This is a genomic window from Synechococcus sp. F70.1, assembly GCF_047502745.1.
Lineage (GTDB): Bacteria > Cyanobacteriota > Cyanobacteriia > Thermostichales > Thermostichaceae > Thermostichus.
Map to the genome: position 1 here is coordinate 14,644 of NZ_JANSJL010000116.1, position 16,123 is coordinate 30,766.

At 59.6% G+C, this 16,123-nt stretch carries 13 protein-coding genes; 7 read left to right on the forward strand and 6 right to left on the reverse strand.

Annotation, left to right across the window (positions count from 1 at the left end):
* The first annotated feature begins 53 nt into the window (after nt 1–53).
* The gene (locus tag NW860_RS10915) at nt 54–1,355 is read left to right on the forward strand and encodes a class I SAM-dependent methyltransferase (protein ID WP_414514159.1); all 1,302 of its coding nucleotides are present in this window, start codon (nt 54–56) and stop codon (nt 1,353–1,355) included.
* 24 nt (nt 1,356–1,379) lie between these two features.
* On the opposite strand, the gene NW860_RS10920 is transcribed toward NW860_RS10915, so the two are convergent.
* On the reverse strand, nt 1,380–2,774 hold the full coding sequence (locus NW860_RS10920) for a TldD/PmbA family protein (RefSeq protein ID WP_414393922.1): 1,395 nt from the start codon (nt 2,772–2,774) through the stop codon (nt 1,380–1,382).
* A 24-nt stretch (nt 2,775–2,798) separates the two neighbouring features.
* Nucleotides 2,799–5,099, reverse strand: coding sequence for a 1,4-alpha-glucan branching protein GlgB (glgB, locus tag NW860_RS10925; protein ID WP_414393921.1), 2,301 nt, complete (start codon nt 5,097–5,099; stop codon nt 2,799–2,801).
* A 239-nt stretch (nt 5,100–5,338) separates the two neighbouring features.
* Between glgB and tatA the strand changes: the two genes are divergently transcribed.
* From tatA to NW860_RS10950, 5 genes are all read left to right on the forward strand, one after another.
* Nucleotides 5,339–5,593, forward strand: coding sequence for a twin-arginine translocase TatA/TatE family subunit (gene tatA, locus NW860_RS10930; protein ID WP_414405971.1), 255 nt, complete (start codon nt 5,339–5,341; stop codon nt 5,591–5,593).
* Between the two features lie 197 nt (nt 5,594–5,790).
* Entirely contained in the window at nt 5,791–6,156 is a 366-nt protein-coding gene (locus tag NW860_RS10935; protein ID WP_414514160.1) for an NAD(P)H-quinone oxidoreductase subunit M, read from the forward strand.
* Nucleotides 6,157–6,198: 42 nt separating this feature from the next.
* Entirely contained in the window at nt 6,199–6,630 is a 432-nt protein-coding gene (locus tag NW860_RS10940) for a DUF2996 domain-containing protein (RefSeq protein ID WP_414410856.1), read from the forward strand.
* 150 nt (nt 6,631–6,780) lie between these two features.
* Nucleotides 6,781–8,256 (forward strand): glycogen synthase GlgA, encoded by a 1,476-nt coding sequence (gene glgA, locus NW860_RS10945; protein WP_414393913.1) that lies wholly within the window; start codon nt 6,781–6,783, stop codon nt 8,254–8,256.
* A gap of 123 nt (nt 8,257–8,379) precedes the next feature.
* Nucleotides 8,380–9,993, forward strand: coding sequence for a glycoside hydrolase family 57 protein (locus tag NW860_RS10950; RefSeq protein WP_414405974.1), 1,614 nt, complete (start codon nt 8,380–8,382; stop codon nt 9,991–9,993).
* A gap of 70 nt (nt 9,994–10,063) precedes the next feature.
* Here NW860_RS10950 and ilvB read toward each other — a convergent pair whose 3' ends face one another.
* Together ilvB and NW860_RS10960 are read right to left on the reverse strand one after the other, a co-directional pair.
* On the reverse strand, nt 10,064–11,860 hold the full coding sequence (gene ilvB / locus NW860_RS10955; protein WP_414514161.1) for a biosynthetic-type acetolactate synthase large subunit: 1,797 nt from the start codon (nt 11,858–11,860) through the stop codon (nt 10,064–10,066).
* Nucleotides 11,861–12,103: 243 nt separating this feature from the next.
* Nucleotides 12,104–12,520: a thioesterase family protein gene (locus tag NW860_RS10960; RefSeq protein WP_414393908.1), complete on the reverse strand. Its 417-nt coding sequence runs from the start codon at nt 12,518–12,520 to the stop codon at nt 12,104–12,106.
* A gap of 120 nt (nt 12,521–12,640) precedes the next feature.
* Here NW860_RS10960 and NW860_RS10965 point away from each other — a divergent pair, with 120 nt between their 5' ends.
* Nucleotides 12,641–14,824 carry a tetratricopeptide repeat protein gene (locus tag NW860_RS10965; RefSeq protein ID WP_414514163.1) on the forward strand — a complete coding sequence of 728 codons (2,184 nt, stop codon included), beginning with the start codon at nt 12,641–12,643 and terminating at the stop codon, nt 14,822–14,824.
* On the opposite strand, the gene NW860_RS10970 is transcribed toward NW860_RS10965, so the two are convergent.
* Nucleotides 14,777–15,634, reverse strand: a complete 858-nt coding sequence (locus NW860_RS10970; RefSeq protein WP_414514165.1) for a M56 family metallopeptidase — start codon at nt 15,632–15,634, stop codon at nt 14,777–14,779. The genes NW860_RS10965 and NW860_RS10970 overlap by 48 nt on opposite strands.
* An 11-nt stretch (nt 15,635–15,645) precedes the next feature.
* Nucleotides 15,646–16,080: a BlaI/MecI/CopY family transcriptional regulator gene (locus NW860_RS10975; protein WP_414393902.1), complete on the reverse strand. Its 435-nt coding sequence runs from the start codon at nt 16,078–16,080 to the stop codon at nt 15,646–15,648.
* Nucleotides 16,081–16,123 lie beyond the last annotated feature (43 nt).

The following is a 16,123-nucleotide window of genomic DNA, read 5'->3' on the forward strand; positions in this document are numbered from 1 at the left end:
AGCCCTTGAGAAAGCCATAGGATTGGGAGGGAAGTACGCAGGAGGAAGTCCTCTTGGTTACGGAAGCCGAAATTACACGGGCAGTGCAAGCCCAGTACGAAACCTTCCCCTATCCCCCTGTTCCCTACGACCAGCCCTTTGAGGGCTTTTCCAGCCTGGGCAGCTATACCTTGGCCCAATACGCCCGCACCCGCACCTTGCAAGAGCCCACTGGGGCCAGGTTTTTGGTGGCCGGCTGCGGCACTGGTTGGGAGATGCACGTCATCGCCGCCAGCAACCCCGGATATGGCGCCGTGGTAGGGATCGACCTCAGCCGCCCAGCTCTGGAAATTGCCCAGAAGCGGATCAAGTACCACGGCCTGCGCAACTGCTCGGTGCATTATGGGGATCTCATGGATCCCTCCACCTGGCCGGAGGGAAGCTTTGACATGATCAGCTCCTACGGGGTAATCCACCACACCGCCGATCCTGTCAAGGCCCTAAAGAACTTGGCCTCGCGCCTGGCTCCCGACGGGGTAATGGCCCTGATGCTCTACAACCGCTCAGGCCGTTGGCATGTCTACCGCATTCGCCGTGCTTTGGAGCTGCTGGGGATTACTCCACCGGCCACCCAGGAAAAGATCGAATTTGTGCGGCAATTGCTGAAGGCAGCTCATCCCAACTCCCTTTTGGCCAAGCACGCCAAGGCCCATGAGGAATACTACCTAGCAGACGAGAACATCGTCGACAACTTCTTCCACGCCAACGACATTCCTTTTGACATCGGCGAAATCCCCGACCTTCTGGCCCAGGCGGGCTTGGAGTTTATCGATGTAGCCCCCTACTTGGACTACTGGAACGCCAAGCCTTTAATTGCTGCTACTCACACCGAGTTCCATCGCCGCTACGAGGCCCTTTCTCGCCTCGACCAGCTACGAGTTATCGAGTATCTGGAGCCTCTTTACCACACGCAAAATCTCTTTTGGTGCTGCCATCAGGGCAAAAAGGTGGCCAGTTGGGATCCTTTTACCCCTGAGTTTTTCCAAAGCTCCCGTTGGCAGCTCAACCCCCTCTTTGTCCAGCACGGCAAAGTGCGCTACTGGGATCAAACCATCCCCTTTTCGGATCTGCTGGGCAAGGTGGATCCGGCCCAGATCGCGGCTCAAAAAATGGACATCTTCTGGTCCATTGCTCGCATTCCCGGCAAGATGATCGCCTCCAGCCGCTACCAGGTGGTGGAGCTGTTGTTGCCCCTAGCCAAGCAAGCTCGTTCTGGCGCCGAGATCTTGGCCGACCACGCCGAGAGAGCCGAGCACGTCCTTCGCCTCTTTCGGGAGTGGGAAGCGAATCGGCTAGTGCTGCGAGTTGCTCCTTAACTAACTCCCCCCCTTCCTTAGGAGCTACGAGGCGGGCTGGCGGCCACCCACAATGGCGCGGCAGCGAATGTAGGGCCCGCCGGCATCCACCTTGGCTGGCTGGCCCTTGCCACAGTGGCCGGATCCGAGATCCCAAAGGAAATCTCGCGACACAGCATCCACCGACTGCAACACCTCAAAGGCATTGCCGGTGATGGTGACTCCCCGCAATAGCTCCGCCAGCTTGCCATTGCGAATGCGGTAGGCCCGCTCCACGCCAAACATGAACTCGCCCGTGGAGTCCGCTTGCCCGTTTCTGGCTCCATCCAGGAAGTAGCCGTCGGGGGTGCTAGCAAGGATCTCTTCTAGCGTCTGGGATCCCGGCTCGATGTAGGTGTTGCGCATGCGGATGAGCGGCTCGTCGGCGTACTCCCAGGCGCGGGCATTGCCGGTGGGCTCGACGCCGAAGTGGGCGGCAGTCTCCCGGTTGTGCAGGTAGCTCACCAAAATGCCATTCTGGATGATGGTAGTGGTTTGGGTAGGAACACCTTCATCGTCCACGGGCAGCGTTCCCCCTGCCCCCGGCATAAATTCAGAACGGCCAGAGTCCTTGAGAGTAACCAGTTCGCTGGCCACCCGCTGCCCTAGCTTGCCAGCCGCCACCGAGCCCGCGAGGACGAAATCGGCCTCGACCGTGTGGCCAATGGCTTCATGCACCAGCAGTCCCACGATGGAAGGGGAGAGGATGACGGTGGCCCATCCCCCCTCGGCATAGCCTGCAGAGAGGAGATCCACTGCCGTAGCAGCCGCCTTCTCCGCCATCTGCAAGGGATCCGTCCGAAAAAGGCAATCCCACCCCCCCGTCACGCCAATGGACTCCGTGCCGCTGCTGAGTTGGCCATCGGCCTCAGCCACCGCCTGCACCCGCAATTCGGGTCGCACCAGCCGGAAGGCTACATCCGCCCCATCGGTGGTGACGATGGCTTTCTCCTCGTAGATCTCGTTGTAGGTGCAACTGGCGGAGGTGATGCGAGTGGAGGACTTGCGCGCCTGGGCTTCTGTTTCCAAAGCCAATTGAATCTTCGCCTCGAGTGGCTTGTTGACCACTTCCTCCACTCCGGGCTCGCAGAACTCCCCCTGGGCTAGTTGGACGCGGGGCAAAGCCTTCAGCTTCTGCTTGCGGCAGTTGGCGCTGGCGCGGGCCGCTTGCTGGGCCTCGGCAATGGCCTTGCGAATGGCTGCGGGTGAGAGATCCCCGGTGGCGGCAAAGCCCCAGGTGCCGTCTTCTAGCACCCGTACCCCCACCCCCGAGCGCCGCCGAACTGCCGTGCGCTCAATGCGGCCCTTTTCCGCCGTGACACTGCGAAAGACTTTGCTGTGGTAGCGCAGCTCCACAAAGCCGGAGTAATCCCGGAGGATGTCGCGCAGGAGATCTCGCATGGCAATGAGCAGGGAAGGCCGTACTCAATCCAGCATAGCTTTGTTTTCGGCGGAGTCCTCCGGCTGCCACTTCAGCACCAAGGTAGAAAGGGGGGGCAGGCAGAGATCAAGAGAGTAGGGCAGGTTGTGGTAGGGCCAGTCCTCTGTCCACTTGCCTCCTAGGTTGCCAACGCCGCTGCCCCAGAACTCCACCGCGTCGCTGTTGAGGAGCTCCCGGTAAAACCCCCGCTCCGGCACCCCAATGCGGTAGTTTGGCCAGACCACGGGGGTGAAGTTGCAGACCACCACCAGCCACTCCTTGGGATCCTCCCCATAGCGGATGAAAGAGATAATGCCCCGATGGTCGCTGCAGTCGATCCAGCGGAAGCCTTCTGGCTTGGTGTCTTGGGTGTAGAGAGCCGGTTGCGAGCGCAGCAGCTGGTTGAGAGTGGCTACGTAGTGGCGCAGCTTGGCGTGGGGCTCATACTGCAGCAGCTCCCAGTCTAGATCTGCCCAAACATTCCACTCGTTCCACTGGCCAAACTCCATGCTCATGAACAGGGTTTTCTTGCCAGGGTGAGTGAACATGTATCCGTAGAGAGCCCGCAAGCTGGCGAACTTGTGCCACAGATCTCCTGGCATTTTGCCCAGCATGTGGCTTTTGCCGTGTACCACCTCATCGTGGGAAAAAGCGAGCATGTAATTTTCGCTAAAGGCATACATGAGGCTAAAGGTTACCAGGTTGTGGTGGAACTGGCGAAACCAGGGATCCATGCGGAAATAATCCAGCATGTCGTGCATCCAGCCCATGTTCCACTTCAGGTTAAAGCCCAGACCGCCCACGTGAGTTGGCCAGGTCACCATTGGCCAGGCAGTCGATTCCTCAGCAATGGAAAGAACACCAGGGTAGTACTTGAAAATAAGGGTATTGAGCTGACGGAAAAAGTCGATGGCCTCTAGGTGTTCCCGACCGCCGTAGCAATTGGGGATCCATTCCTTGCGGTCGTAATCCAGATAGAGCATCGAGGCCACTGCATCCACCCGAATGCCGTCAACGTGGTATTTGTCAAACCAAAAGAGGGCGTTGGCCACCAGATAGTTGCGCACCTCGTTGCGGCCGTAATTGAAAACTAAGGTGCCCCAGCCTTTGTGTTCGCCCTTGCGGGGGTCAGCATATTCGTAGAGGTGGGTACCGTCAAAAAAGGCCAGCCCATGCCCGTCTTTGGGAAAATGCCCTGGCACCCAATCGATAATGACACCAATTCCCTCCTGGTGAGCGCGATCGACAAAGTACATAAAGTCCTGCGGGGAGCCGTAGCGGGAGGTTACGGCGTAGTAGCCGATAACCTGGTAGCCCCAGGAGCCGTCGAAGGGGTGCTCGGCCACGGGCAAGAGCTCGATGTGGGTAAAGCCCATCTCCTTGACGTAGGGGATGAGTTTGTCCGCCAGCTCCCGGTAGGTGAGAAAGCGGGTGTTGGGCTTGCGCTCCACTGGCACCAGGTGGCCATCGGCGGGCGGGTCTTCGGTGGAGGCGTGCATCCAGGATCCCAGGTGGACCTCGTACACCGAAATGGGGGAGCGCAGCGGGTCGGTGGCAGCCCGTTTTTCCATCCACTCCTGGTCATGCCAGGTGTAGGTGTTGAGGTCAACCACAATGGAGCCGGTTTTGGGGCGAACCTCCTGTTGGAAGCCGTAGGGATCCGACTTTTCGTAGATGTCCCCCCAGGGGGCCTTCACCTCGTATTTGTAGATGGCTCCTGGCCCAAGGCCGGGGATAAACAGGACCCAGATGCCGCTTTCGTCTAGGCGCTTCATCTGGTGCTGGCGCCCATCCCAGTGGTTGAAGTCGCCAATAACGCTGACGTTGCGGGCATTGGGAGCCCAGACGGCAAAGTGCACTCCCTGAACCCCGTCCACGCTTATGGGGTGAGCGCCCAACTTCTCGTAGATGCGGTGGTGGTTGCCCTCGTTGAAGAGGTAGCGATCCAGCTCGCCGATGTGGTTGACCTTCTCCGGCGGAAAGCGATACGGATCCTCCCATTCTTCCAGGTGTTGGCCCTCCGGATCCCAAACCCGCTGCGCTCGCAAAAAGTAGTCTGGCAGGGGGGTTCCTGGCTCGAAGCGCAGCTCAAACAGGGTTTCTGGATGCAGCGGCTGCATGGGGTGGGCCTGCCCAGTGGCACGTTCCACCAGCCAAACCTGCCGCGCGTTAGGCACCAAGGCACGCACCAGCCAGAAGGACACCTCCCCCTGCTCTATCTGCTGCGGCCCCAAAACAGCATAGGGATCCTGCCATTGGTTGGTAACAAACTGAACCACTTGCTCGGCAGACAGGAGAAAGCCCATGGCAACCCCCAGCAGACCCTTGATCTCAGTCTAACGACGGCTGGCTACCGCTCTAGCTCGAGCGTCCCCGCTAGGAGTTCTCCAGCTTGCCTTGACATTATCCTCCTCGAGAACCAGCTCCCAAGAAAGCAGGAGCCAAGCGCTTTCTCCTGGAAGGGAGAACTTGCTAGAGTGAGACGGGCAATCCCTTTCCAAGCTGGGTTGGTCGGCCTGTTCTGTTTTTCAGGTTCTGAGGATTTATGGCTATCCTGCTGTTGAGCAAACCTATCCTGGCTGTTAGCATCTTTGGCATGGGCCTGCCAGAGCTGGCGGTGATTGGGCTGATCGCAGTGGTGGTGTTTGGCCCCAAGAAGCTGCCAGAGTTGGGCAGCGCCCTTGGCAAAGCCTTGCGCAGCTTTAAGGAAGAGATGAATAACCCCAGCCGTGAGGAGGAGTCTCCTACTAGCGCCGAGAAGCCAAAGGCAGAGAAGGTGCCTGAAAAGGATGCCGCGTAGGTATGACCTATCCGCATCGATGGCTGTCTTTGTAGCTGGCTGATCCCCCCTTGGACGTCGAAGTCCCTGCCTGCCCTACCTGCACTCTAGGGATCCCCCTTCTTCCCTTCCATTGGCGGCAGAGATCCAGGTGTCCCACACACCCCTAGGAGTGATACCCTGAGGAAAAGTGTAGGATTACAACCGGAGCAACTGCCATGCTCAAGTGCACCACCCGCCACGTTCACATCTTTGCTGGCGAGGTAACGGCGGACAACCGCTTGGTGCCCCGCGACGATGTGCTGACCCTCGATGTGGATCCCGATAACGAGCTAGTCTGGAACGACGCTGCTCTGCAGAAGGTCTATGCCCGCTTCGAGGAATTGGTGGAGGAGTACCGAGGCCGGGATCTGACGGAGTACAACCTGCGGCGCATCGGGTCTGAGCTGGAGCACTTCATCCGCTCCCTGCTGAGGCAAGGGGAGATTGCCTACAACCTGCAAGGGCGCACCCTCAACTACAGCCTGGGCTTTCCCCAGATCCCTGAGGAAAAAGTTGTGGATCAGTACATTCCCAAAAGCTAGCTTCTTTCCCCTTCCCCATTAGCTGTTATCGGAGTCCAGCCCATGTCTGGAGAACCTACCCCCGCCCAGGAGACTACCGCCGAAGTCGCCAAGCCTGCTGAGGAAGCAACCCGCCCTCCCAAGGCTGCTGCAAAAAAACCCGCCAAAGAAGTCAAAGAAGAAAAACCCTTCGAGCAACTGATTACAGAAGAGGTGATCCCGGCGGCCATTGCCGCTTTTCAAAAACGCGGCGTCCACGATTTGCAGTTGCGCCTGGAAGGCAAGACGCTGATTGGCTCCTTTGCCGGCGGCCAGAAGCAGTTTAGCGTCCTCTTTGCCGAGGGATCCCTAAACGGCCGTAAGTTCTTCCGCTGCACTACTGCAGGATCCCCGGCCAGCACTCTCGAGTCTTTTATGATCGACGAGCGCCGCGTCGATGTGCCCTTGTTGGTGTTCTACTTGGTGCAGCGCCTCTACGCCCAGCAGTGGTATTGAGTATTGAGGGAGCCCCTGGCCAACCCTGGAAGTAGCTCTCCGTGGATCCCGCCAGCGGGATCCTTTTTTAGCCTTGCGGGAGATCTGCTCACAAGGGGGGAGGGATTATTTTGTGAAGAAAGGTAAGGCGATGCTGCGGGGGATTGCAGAATGTACATCGTGCAGATTGCGTCGGAATGTGCCCCAGTCATCAAGGCAGGTGGGCTGGGGGATGTGGTGTACGGCCTCAGCCGGGAGCTAGAAGTGCGGGGGCACTGCGTCGAGCTGATTCTGCCCAAATACGACGTCATGCGCTACGACCAAATCTGGGGCCTGCACGACGCCTACCGCGACCTCTGGGTGCCCTGGTATGGCGGGGCTATTCACTGCTCGGTGTACTGCGGCTGGGTGCATGGCCGCCTTTGCTTTTTCATTGAGCCCCACTCCAGCGATAACTTTTTTAACCGCGGCTGCTACTACGGCTGCCCAGATGACAACATGCGCTTTGCCTTTTTCAGCAAGGCTGCCCTGGAGTTTCTCCTCAAAAGCAACAAGCGCCCCGACATCATCCATTGTCACGACTGGCAGACAGGCCTGGTGCCGGTGCTGCTGTTTGAGATTTATAAGTACCACGGCATGGAAAACCAGCGGGTGTGCTACACCATTCACAACTTTAAGCATCAGGGCTTTGGGGGGCCAGAAATTCTGTGGGCCACGGGACTCAATCGCGAGCCCTATTACTTCCACTACGACCGCCTGCGCGATAACTTCAACCCTTTTGTCCTCAACTTTATGAAAGGGGGGATTGTCTTTTCCAACTTTGTAACAACAGTCTCACCCACCCACGCCCTGGAAGCACGATTTGGCGACTACGGCTATGGACTGGGACACACGCTCTACTTGCACCAGCACAAGTTTCGCGGCATTTTAAACGGCGTTGACTACGACATTTGGAACCCCGAGATTGACCGTTTTATCCCTTTTCAATACACTGCACAGACTTTAGAAAACAAGGCCAAAAACAAGAAAGCCCTGCGGGAGCGGCTATGGCTACGCGATGTTGACAAGCCTATTGTGGCCTATATCGGGCGGCTAGATGAGCAAAAGGGCGTACATCTGGTGCATCATGCCATCTATCGCTCCTTGTTTAAAAATGCTCAGTTTGTCCTGCTGGGATCCGCCACCGAGCCAGGAATTGGCGCCTGGTTTGCCCATGAGAAACGTTACCTCAACGACAACCCCGATGTTCACATCGAGTTAGCTTTCAACGAAGAGCTCTCCCACCTTATCTATGCAGGGGCAGATATCCTCGTGGTGCCCAGCCACTACGAACCCTGCGGACTGACGCAGATGATTGGCTTAAAGTACGGCACAGTGCCCGTGGTGAGAGGGGTGGGCGGCCTGGCGGATACGGTTTTCGACCGCGACTACGACACTCGCAAATTGCCGGAGCAACGCAATGGCTACGTGTTCTACCACACAGATCACGCGGCTCTGGAGTCGGCGCTGGATCGGGCCATTGACCTGTGGTACACCGCTCCCGACCAGTTTCGCCAGCTGCAAATCCAGGGCATGAGCTACGACTACTCCTGGAACTACCCCGGCAAAGAATACCTAGAGATCTACGAGTTCATTCGTCACCGCTGATCCAGCCAGCGATCCCCAGCGATCCCCGCCCTTGACCACAAGGGGGAAATGCTGGACGATAGGTAGCGATCCCGCTCTTTTTTATTGCCCAGGAAGGCGAGCTTACTCCGCTATCTTCTACCTATGAGTTTGGGTTATCTTGCCCTGGTACTCCACGCGCACCTGCCCTTTGTGCGCCACCCCGAGCAGGACTTTGTGCTGGAAGAGGAATGGCTCTACGAAGCCATTACCGAGACCTATGTCCCGCTGCTGCACATGTTTGAGGGGCTCCGGAGAGATGGCATTGACTTTCGCCTCACCATGTCCCTGACGCCACCTCTGGTGTCGATGCTGCGGGATCCCTTGCTGCAGGAGCGCTACGACCACTACCTCAGCAAGTTGGAAGAGCTAGCCCAACTGGAGTACGACAAGAATGCCCACAACGGCCACATTCGCTACCTGGCGGAGCACTACATCAAGCAATTTGCCATGGTGCGGGATCTCTGGGAGCGGTACGACCGGGATCTGGTGCAGGCCTTCAAGCAGTTTCAAGACAGCGGCAACCTGGAGATCATCACCTGTGCCGCTACCCATGCCTACCTGCCCCTGATGCAGATGTATCCCCAGGCAGTCTGGGCGCAGTTGATAGTAGCCTGTGAGCACTACAACGAGCACTTTGGCCAATGGCCGCGGGGGGTCTGGCTACCCGAATGCGCCTACTACCAGGGGTTGGAGCGGATGGTGGCCGATGCTGGGCTGCGCTACATGATTACCGACGCCCACGGCCTGCTATATGCCAAGCCACGGCCCCGCTACGGCATGTACGCCCCCATCTTTACCGAGACCGGCGTTGCCGTCTTCGGTCGCGACCACGAGTCTTCCCAGCAGGTGTGGTCGGCGGAGGTGGGCTACCCTGGGGATCCCGTCTATCGCGAGTTCTACAAAGACCTGGGGTACGAGGCCGACTACGAGTACATCAAGCCCTACATCATGCCCAATGGCCAGCGGAAGAACACCGGCATCAAGTACCACCGCATCACCGGGCGCAACCTGGATCTGGGGCAGAAGGAACTCTACGATCCCTACTGGGCGCGAGAGAAAGCAGCCGAACATGCCGGCAACTTCATGTTCAACCGCCAACGGCAAATCGAGTACTTGTCCAGCGTCATGGGACGCCCGCCGTTGGTGGTGGCTCCCTACGATGCCGAGCTCTTCGGTCACTGGTGGTATGAGGGACCTTGGTTTTTGGATTTCCTCATCCGCAAGAGCTACTTCGACCAAAATACCTATCGCATGACCCACCTGGCGGAGTACCTGCGGGAGAACCCTACCCACCAGGTGTGCAAACCTGCTCAGTCTAGCTGGGGGGCGCGCGGCTTCCACGAGTACTGGCTCAACCCCACCAATGCCTGGATCTATCCCCACCTCCACAAGGCTACCGAGCGCATGATTGAGCTGAGCCGCCGTGAGCCCGCCGATGACCTAGAGTGGCGAGCCCTAAACCAGGCAGCGCGGGAGCTGATGCTAGCTCAATCCTCGGACTGGGCTTTTATCATGCGCACGGGGACGATGGTTCCCTACGCGGTACGCCGCACCAAGTCTCATCTACTGCGCTTTAACCACCTCTACGAGAAGATTCAAGCGGGTCAGTTTCGGCGGGAAAAAGTTACGCCCGAAGATGAGCAGTGGCTGGCCAAGGTGGAATATATGGACAACATCTTCCCCAATATCAACTACCGGGTTTACCGGCCGCTCTAGAGTGCCCAGAAGGGCTGGAGTTCCAACCACCCCCAGCTAAAGCCGGGGATCTCTGCAGGGATCCCTGGCTCTAGAGCTTGGCGCCGCACTCGGGGCAGAACTTGTGCGAGCTGGGGTTCTTAGCGCCGCAGTTGGGGCAATAGATCAACTCGGCAGCCTGCTCCAGTTGCCGCTTTTCCGGCAGGCCAATCATCTGGTAGTTGGCTTTGCCAGCAGGCACCATTGGGTAGCAGTTCTCATCCCGCTTGACCACAAAATCAGCCACTACTGGCCCCTCATGGCGCAGCATCTCCTGGATAGCGTCGTCCACTTGATCGGGGTGATCGACGCGCATGCCCTTGATACCAAAGGCTTCGGCCAGCTTGACAAAATCTGGCATGCCCGCCGCCATGTCGGAGTGAGAATAGCGCTCGCCGTGGAAAGCCTGTTGCCACTGCCGCACCATGCCTTGCCAGCCGTTGTTGATAATGGCCACCTTAGTGGCAATGCCGTACTGGGCCACCGTGCCCAGCTCCTGCATATTCATCTGAAAGCTGGCATCGCCACTGATGCAGATGACTTCCTCGTGAGGCAGGGCCACCTTGACTCCTATGGCTGCTGGAAAGCCGTAGCCCATGGTGCCCAAGCCGGCGCTGGAGATCCAGCGGCGGGGTCCAGTGCGCAGAAACTGGGCCGCCCACATTTGGTGCTGACCCACATCAGTGGTGTAGTAGGCGTGGGGAGCATGGCGCCGAAACGCCTCAATGACCTGCTGCGGGGCGATCACGCCCTCATAGGAGGGCACCTGCAAGGGGTACTCCCGTTTCCAGCGCTCGATCCGCGCCAGCCAAGCTTGCGTTTGGCCAGGGGTGTAGGGCATTTTGCTTAGCTGCGCCAACAGCTCCACCAAAACGGTGCGCACATCTCCCACAATCGGCACGTCAGGGACGCGGTTTTTGCCCACCTCCGCTGGGTCGATATCGACGTGGATAACTTTGGCATGCTTGGCGAATTCGTCCAGCTTGCCGGTTACACGGTCGTCGAAGCGAGCTCCAAGGGCAATGAGCAGGTCGCACTCGGTAACAGCAAAGTTGGCGTAGGCCGTGCCATGCATGCCCAGCATCCCCACTGAGAGGGGATCATTCTCATCAAAGGCCCCCTTGCCCATGAGGGTGGTGGTTACCGGGATCTGGTAAGTGTGGGCCAGCTCCGCAATCTCAGCATGGGCTCCGGAGATGATGGCCCCGCCGCCCACGTAGAGCAAGGGTCGCTTGGCCTGCAGGATCAGTTTGGCTGCCGCGTGGATCTGGCGAGGGTTGCCCCGCACAGTGGGCCGGTAGCCGGGGATATGGACCTCACTGACCGGCTGGTAGTCGAACTCTTCCAGGCCCACATCTTTGGGGATGTCGATCAACACTGGACCGGGTCGCCCCGTGCTGGCGATGTGGAAGGCCTCGGCCACAATCCGGGCCATCTGCCGGGGGTCGCGCACCACGTAGGAGTGTTTGACAATGGGCAGGGTGATGCCAAAAATGTCAGTCTCCTGAAAGCCATCAGTACCAATCAAATGGCGGGGCACCTGGCCAGTAATGGCCACCAGAGGCACAGAGTCCATCATGGCGTTGGCGATGCCTGTCACCAAATTGGTTGCCCCCGGCCCCGAGGTGGCAAAGCACACCCCCACCTTGCCGGTAGCGCGGGCGTAGCCATCGGCAGCATGGGCAGCGGCCTGTTCGTGGCGGACTAGGAAATGCTTGAGTAGCCCTTGGGATTCGGCCTTGTACAGCTCGTCGTAAATGGGCAGGATCGCTCCTCCCGGATAGCCGAAAATGTGCTGCACCCCATGGCGATGTAAGCTATCCACCAGTGCGTAGGCCCCCGTTGCCACGATGTCCTCTCCCCCCTACCGAGCGTTCAACCTGGAGCGCCTGCATCAGAAGACTGGCCAGCTTTTTAATTCAATTCAACAGTCTAGCAGGGGTTTGCTCTGGGGCTCTGCTTGGGGGTGGATCTCTGTAAAGACAGCGTCTGCCGCGCTCTGGATAGAAGAAAGTAGCCGCTAGCCCCCTAGCTTGTTGGCGAGGTTGCCCCATGAGGCAAACTCCCGCAAAGCTGGCCAGCAGCTATCCCCCTAGGAGCTTGAGCACCGACTGGGATCCCCTGCCGTCAATCCATAGCGGGCTAGAAAACGGGGCAAATCAATCACCTGACAGGTATAGGATCCCTGCATCACCAGTCGCCCCTGCTGGGTGATCTCTGCCTGAAACTGAACGCGCCTTCCCTCCACAGCCACGACTTCAACCTCAACCTGCAAGGGATCCCCCACTACCGCCGCCGAGCGGTGTTCCAGGGCAAAGCGGATCCCGACGGCAGCTTCTTCTGCCTCGTAGAAGGGCTGCAAGGTGGTGTGGCCACATCGCTCAATCAGCGCCAGCAGAGCCGGGGAGGCGATGACCTGCACACCGGGATTGCCCAGGGCCTCTGCCGTGTGCTCAGGGCCAGGGATCCCTTGCCAAGTGCCACGGGTGCCAAGGGGAACGGGTTTCACGGAAAAAGACGTAGCACAGAAGCGCTGGGAGGGGGAGCGCTGTCCTCGCGATATTTTACAGCCCCAAGCCACTGAGGCAGTAGCAAAGATAAGCTGGAAGGAGGCAGCAAGGGGGCGTTCATGTCCTCAGGACCCTACAAATTCGATCTCTTCCTGCGCTACCACCGCGCCCAGACCCGCTGGGTACGGCAACTGGCCGAGCGGCTGGACCAAGAGGGGTTCAAGGTCTGGTTCGATCGCTGGATGCTGCAACCCGGGGATAACCGCAAGCTGGAACTGCAACTGGCCATCGAGCAGTGCCGCTGGATTGGGGTGGTGGCCTCGCCGGAGTTTGTTGCCAATCCCTGGCCCCGAGATGAGCTCTACAGTGGCTTCTCCCACGCCCCGCCCCGGCAAAACCAGCGTCTCTTGACCCTGCTCCACACGCCCACTGAGCTGCCTCAGCCCCTGGCAGAAGCGCCGCTGGTGGATTTTAGCGGCTCTGAGGAAGACCCGGTGCTGTTTGAGTACCGGGCCCGCGAGCTGATGCACTTTTTGGACCCCAGCTTTCCCGCCCCTGGGGATCTCCAGCGATTTCGGCTGCACTACCGCCGCCGTGAGGAACCTCCTGAGGATGAGGAAGTGCGGGGGTTCCAAGCTTTTCTACGAGCCATTCAGCTAGCCATCCTGCGCATTGCCACCGGCGAACTGCCTTCCGCCACGCCAGAGGAAGGGGCACGCAAGATTGCCATTTTGCAATTTCTTCAGCGCCTGTTTCAGTGGAATAGCGCCGATATCCAGTTTGAGCGAGCGGAGGAATGGCGCAAGCGGGGCAACCTAACCGAGGCTCTAGCTGCCTACGACCGCGCCTTGAACATGGATCCCAACTTTGCCCTGGCCTGGAGTCGGCGCGGCGACGTGTTGGTGCAGTTAGGCCGCTACCGCGAGGCAATCGACAGCTACCACGGATCCCTGAGCATTAACCCCTATGACGAGGAGACGCGGCTGCGCTTGGCCCTAATTCTGGGGCGCCTGGGCCAGTACAAAGCGGCGGTGGTCAACTACGACAGGGTGCTGGAGAGCAACCCCGAAGATGCCTTGGCCTGGCACAATCGCGGCATTCGTCTGCTGCAACTCAAACGGCCAAAGCTGGCCCTCAACAGCTTGAACAAGGCGTTGCGACATAACCCCAAGCAACCCCGCAGCTGGTTGGCGCGTGGGATTGCCCTGCGACGGCTGCGGCGGCCCAGTGCAGCGGCGGCCAGTTTTGCCCGGGTCTTGAAGCTCAATCCCAGGAGCGCGCGGGTCTGGCGCTACCAAGGGAATGCTCTGCTCCACTGCCAGCGGCTGCGCTCAGCCATTGAGTGTTACAAGCGCTCGCTGCGACTGCGCCGTCGGGATCCCGTGACGCTATACAACTTGGGCGTGGCCCTGTTGCGCCTGGGGCAGTACCGGTTAGCCAGCAAAGCCCTGGAACGCGCCCTGCGCTATGACCCTGACAACCCCAAAGGCTGGTATGCCCGCGGCGTGGCTTTCCAGAAATTGGGCTACCTCAAAGAGGCCTGCATCCACTTCGAGGAGGCCCTGAAGATCCAGCCAGAGAACTTTCCGGCCCGCTATGCCCTGGCGGCGGTTCTGCAAGCGTTGGGGCAGTACGAGGCTAGTTTGGAGCAGTTCCAACGCCTACTGCAGCAGCGTCCTGGCAGCGTAGCCTGCTGGTTTGGCCAGATCACAAGCCTGCGGCGCTTGGGTCGGCTGGAGGAGGCCCTTGCTGCCAGTCGGCAGAGAACCAGCCTCAATGAGCAGGATCCCTGGGGCTGGTTTGCCTTAGGACTGGTCTATGGCGACCTGAAAGAGGCAGAAAAAGCGGTGGAGGCCTACTCGCGGGTTTTGCAGCTGACCCCCGAGGACGCAGTGGCCCTCAACAACCGCGCCTGGGAAGCCCTGAAGCTGGGGAAATTGGAGCTGGCTTTAGCCGACGCCCAACGGGCCATAGAACTTGAGCCCCAGCGGCCTGCCTTTTGGCATACTTTGGGGTTAGCCCAACTGCGGACTGGCCAGCGGGAAGCGGCCCAGGCTAGTTGGCAGCGCTGCCTAGAGCTAGACCCCCAGTTTCAGCCAGCCCAAGCGGCGCTGCAGGAGTTGGCTCTTGTCAATCCCGCCGCGAGCCCTGCCCCTGCGGCAATGCCAGGTTCAGCCTTGCCAGCGCTGGAGACCCTCAGCCCTCAAGAAGAACTGCCCACCCCTGTGCAGCAGCCACTAGGCAGAGCTGGACTTTTAGGTGTGAAAGGGAATAGCGAGCAGGGGCAACAGCGCCAACCCTAGCCAACCCCAACTCTCCCGAGACGGCGAGGGCCCGGAGACCTCAGGCCCTTTGGGCTGCAGCAAAGCCTCAATGCGCTCTTGCAGGCGCCCTCCTGGAGGGGGGTCCATTTCCAGGGCAAAGCCAACCCAGGCATTTGACGGCTGCTGTCCCCTCCCATAGCTCACCACCTGCAGCAGCGCCTCTCCCAGCACCAAGGGATCCACCCGCTGGGCCGCCCAGCGATCCGCTCGCAGTTCCCGCAGGGTCAGCAACTCCTGCCAGAGAAGCTCCGTATTCGGCAGCCAAGCGCTAAGGCGGCGCAGCCAGCCCACCGCCAACATCCACAGGGTATCGCGGTAGTGGCGATGGGCCTCTTCGTGGATCAGCACTGCCCGCAGGTGTTCTTCATCCAACTGCTGCAGCAGGCCGCGGCTAACTACCAGTTGCGAGTTCCACACGCCTACCTGGGCAGCAAAAGGGATCTCCAAGTCCAAAACGTAAGCCGAAAAGCCACACAAATTCAGCTGCGCCAGGGCCTGCCGGTGGGCGCGTTGACAGGAGCACCAGTACTCCCCAATCCAGCGCAAGGCCAGGCCTGTGGCTGCCGCCAGTACCAACAGCGCACAGCCGTAGGAAAACCACCCTCCCGCTCCAGCCATTTGTCCCCGTGGCCCCATCCAGGCCAAAGCCAGGGCGGTTGTTAGCAAAAACAGGGGCGGCAGCAAGAAGTGGATCCAGGCCCACTGCCAGCGCTGCGCCCAGGAGCCCGCCCTATCTAGCCGCACTTGGGCTCGCCACAGCCAACTGAAGGCCAAGCCCAACAGCAACATGCCCAGGTGGCTCACTGGGGATCCCTCCTAGCCTGGCGGGCTGCTCGCAGCCGTTCGGCAATTGCCTGCAACTGGGAAACACTGGCCTGATCCAGGCTGTCGGCAAAGGCGGCCACGGTGTCTGGGTCGCTCACCGCCAAAAACTGCTGCAAGTGGGCAAAGGCTCTTAGGCTAGCAGCTTCCTGGCGAGAGAGACGGGGCCGCCACAGCATTGGCAAAGACCGCCCCTCGGCATCGGTGCGCCGCTCACAGCTTACCCAGCCCTTTTGGCTCAGGCGCCGCAAAACGGTAGTTACCGAGGCATAAGCCAGCTCCCGATCCGGGTCGGCCAGAATGCGCTCGTGGATTTGACGAGTGCTGGCACTGCCGAGATCCCAAAGGATTTCAAGGATCTCCGACTCCAGAGGGCCCAGTGACAGTTGCTTGGGACGATGCTTTGGCAACATGATCCCCTGCCTGAGAAGGGGCACTTAGTCCAGGCTAGCTTAA

What these genes read in the sequence shown, in the direction of transcription:
- NW860_RS10940 (WP_414410856.1), top strand. Translation starts at nt 6,199, where the DNA reads ATGTCTGGAGAACCTACCCCCGCCCAGGAGACTACCGCCGAAGTCGCC.
- glgB (WP_414393921.1), bottom strand. Translation starts at nt 5,099, where the DNA reads ATGGGCTTTCTCCTGTCTGCCGAGCAAGTGGTTCAGTTTGTTACCAAC.
- glgA (WP_414393913.1), top strand. Translation starts at nt 6,781, where the DNA reads ATGTACATCGTGCAGATTGCGTCGGAATGTGCCCCAGTCATCAAGGCA.
- NW860_RS10965 (WP_414514163.1), top strand. Translation starts at nt 12,641, where the DNA reads ATGTCCTCAGGACCCTACAAATTCGATCTCTTCCTGCGCTACCACCGC.
- tatA (WP_414405971.1), top strand. Translation starts at nt 5,339, where the DNA reads ATGGCTATCCTGCTGTTGAGCAAACCTATCCTGGCTGTTAGCATCTTT.
- NW860_RS10950 (WP_414405974.1), top strand. Translation starts at nt 8,380, where the DNA reads ATGAGTTTGGGTTATCTTGCCCTGGTACTCCACGCGCACCTGCCCTTT.
- NW860_RS10970 (WP_414514165.1), bottom strand. Translation starts at nt 15,634, where the DNA reads ATGTTGCTGTTGGGCTTGGCCTTCAGTTGGCTGTGGCGAGCCCAAGTG.
- NW860_RS10920 (WP_414393922.1), bottom strand. Translation starts at nt 2,774, where the DNA reads ATGCGAGATCTCCTGCGCGACATCCTCCGGGATTACTCCGGCTTTGTG.
- NW860_RS10975 (WP_414393902.1), bottom strand. Translation starts at nt 16,080, where the DNA reads ATGTTGCCAAAGCATCGTCCCAAGCAACTGTCACTGGGCCCTCTGGAG.
- NW860_RS10935 (WP_414514160.1), top strand. Translation starts at nt 5,791, where the DNA reads ATGCTCAAGTGCACCACCCGCCACGTTCACATCTTTGCTGGCGAGGTA.